At 44.0% G+C, this 1,648-nt stretch carries 2 protein-coding genes; one reads left to right on the top strand and one right to left on the bottom strand.

The window, feature by feature from the left end; translation table 11 throughout:
* Positions 1 to 85 precede the first annotated feature (85 nt).
* Positions 86 to 484, bottom strand: a complete 399-nt coding sequence (locus PSI17_RS16730) for a TIGR03757 family integrating conjugative element protein (RefSeq protein WP_273553037.1) — start codon at positions 482 to 484, stop codon at positions 86 to 88.
* A 308-nt stretch (positions 485 to 792) separates the two neighbouring features.
* On the opposite strand from PSI17_RS16730, the gene PSI17_RS16725 reads away from it, so the two are divergent.
* Positions 793 to 1,530: a class I SAM-dependent DNA methyltransferase gene (locus PSI17_RS16725; protein WP_273553036.1), complete on the top strand. Its 738-nt coding sequence runs from the start codon at positions 793 to 795 to the stop codon at positions 1,528 to 1,530.
* The last annotated feature ends 118 nt before the right edge of the window (positions 1,531 to 1,648 follow it).

Here is a 1,648-nt window from a genome sequence, read left to right as displayed (position 1 = left end):
TGGGCGGTGTTAATGGCGGCCTGCGTGACTGGGGCAAATGCCGCTATCAGGGTGATAACAACCGGTAAAGTAAAGCGTGGCGTATTCATGACTGATTTTGCTCCCTGAGTGCGGTCGCGTTGGCCACATCTGCCGTGCCATATACCACTTCGCGGTCATCAAACACCACGGCCGGATATTTACGCACCCCTAATTGCCAGGCACCCACCACGTCACGGTAAGCCCCGATCAGTTGTTGTTCCTGCGTTTTCCATTGGGACGATTGCAAAATAGCCTGTGCCTGCACGGCGGCTTGTCGGGGATCTGCGGGAAGCTGACCAAAGCGCTGCTGATGAAGTTGTTCCGGGGCATCCAGCCAGACGACATCAATATCCGGTGAAAAATGGGCAGGCGGGTGTTGATTGTCGGTATAAATGACAATTTTCGCATCGGCAGATAATGATGCCAGTACCCCTATCCAGAGCAATAACCCTGATTTCCACATAATGCGCTTCCCGTTTAATAAGACATCGGGACAGCCTGAAGCAATGTTTTGCAAAAATCAGCCATTAATTGTTTTTCCAGAAAATGAAAAAACGGGGATATGCCTCTCAATTTAAACTGAATCGTCGTTTTAACGACAGTCCGTCTGGCTGTTTTTTATTTCATTCAATCCTGATTTATCGTGGAAGATTACCCGTGTTACAAAAATAATTATATCGAATTATTTCGTGATACTTTATCTTTCTACAATTTCATCCTCATTCTATTTTTTTATAAAAATAAATATATTCTTTATCAGGAGTTATAATAATGGACGAGCAAGCAAGCTATGATGCTATTGGCGAGTATTATGAAAAATTTTCCAATACGGTGGCTCAACGGCAATCTGAGCTTCAGGACATACTCAATATGGTCGGAGATATCCGGGGAAAATCAGTCCTGGATTTAGCTTGCGGGTATGGCTATTTTGGGCGGGAATTACACCGCCGCGGGGCGGCAAAAGTTGTCGGCATTGATATCTCTGAAAAAATGATTGAACTCGCCAAAGCCAAATCTAAACTGTATGGTGATGATATTGAGTTTCACGTCCAAAATGTCTGTGAAATGCAATTAGAGGAAAAATTTGATATTATCGTTGCCGCTTTCTTATTCCACTATGCGCAATCCACTGAAGAACTCGAAATGATGTTTCAGGCCGTGGCAAATCATTTAAAACCCACCGGCAAATTAATTGCTTATATGGCCTCACCGGATTATCAACTAAAAAATGGCAACTGTGATAATTATGGTTTCACCATTTTAAGTGAAGAGCCCTGGCTGAATGGCTTCCGTCATCAGGCCGAATTTCTGACAACTCCCCCCAGCCCGTTTACATTTTATCGTTGGAGCCGTGGAAGCTATGAAAACGCCATTAAAAAAGCCGGTTTTCAGCATATCACCTGGCAAAAACCCACGGTCTTAGAAAACGATTTAGCACGTTACCCTGCTGGTTTTTGGGATATTTATCTGCAAAATTGCATTCACACCGGACTTGTTTGTCAGTTTTAAGTTTGCGGCTCATGCTCTTTGCATTGAGGGTGATATGTCATTCTGCCGGACATCAATCATACCTGTCGTTTTCGATGCGTGAACATGAAAAAAATTGCCGGGTTTTCAGCCCGGCTTT

Source organism: Xenorhabdus sp. IM139775 (assembly GCF_028598745.1).
Lineage (GTDB): Bacteria > Pseudomonadota > Gammaproteobacteria > Enterobacterales > Enterobacteriaceae > Xenorhabdus.
Note: the sequence above shows the minus strand (reverse complement) of the source record. Positions and strands in the feature narration are given on the sequence as shown.

Excerpts from the sequence above, each read along its gene's own strand:
- PSI17_RS16730 (WP_273553037.1), bottom strand. The coding sequence starts at position 484 with ATGTGGAAATCAGGGTTATTGCTCTGGATAGGGGTACTGGCATCATTA.
- PSI17_RS16725 (WP_273553036.1), top strand. The coding sequence starts at position 793 with ATGGACGAGCAAGCAAGCTATGATGCTATTGGCGAGTATTATGAAAAA.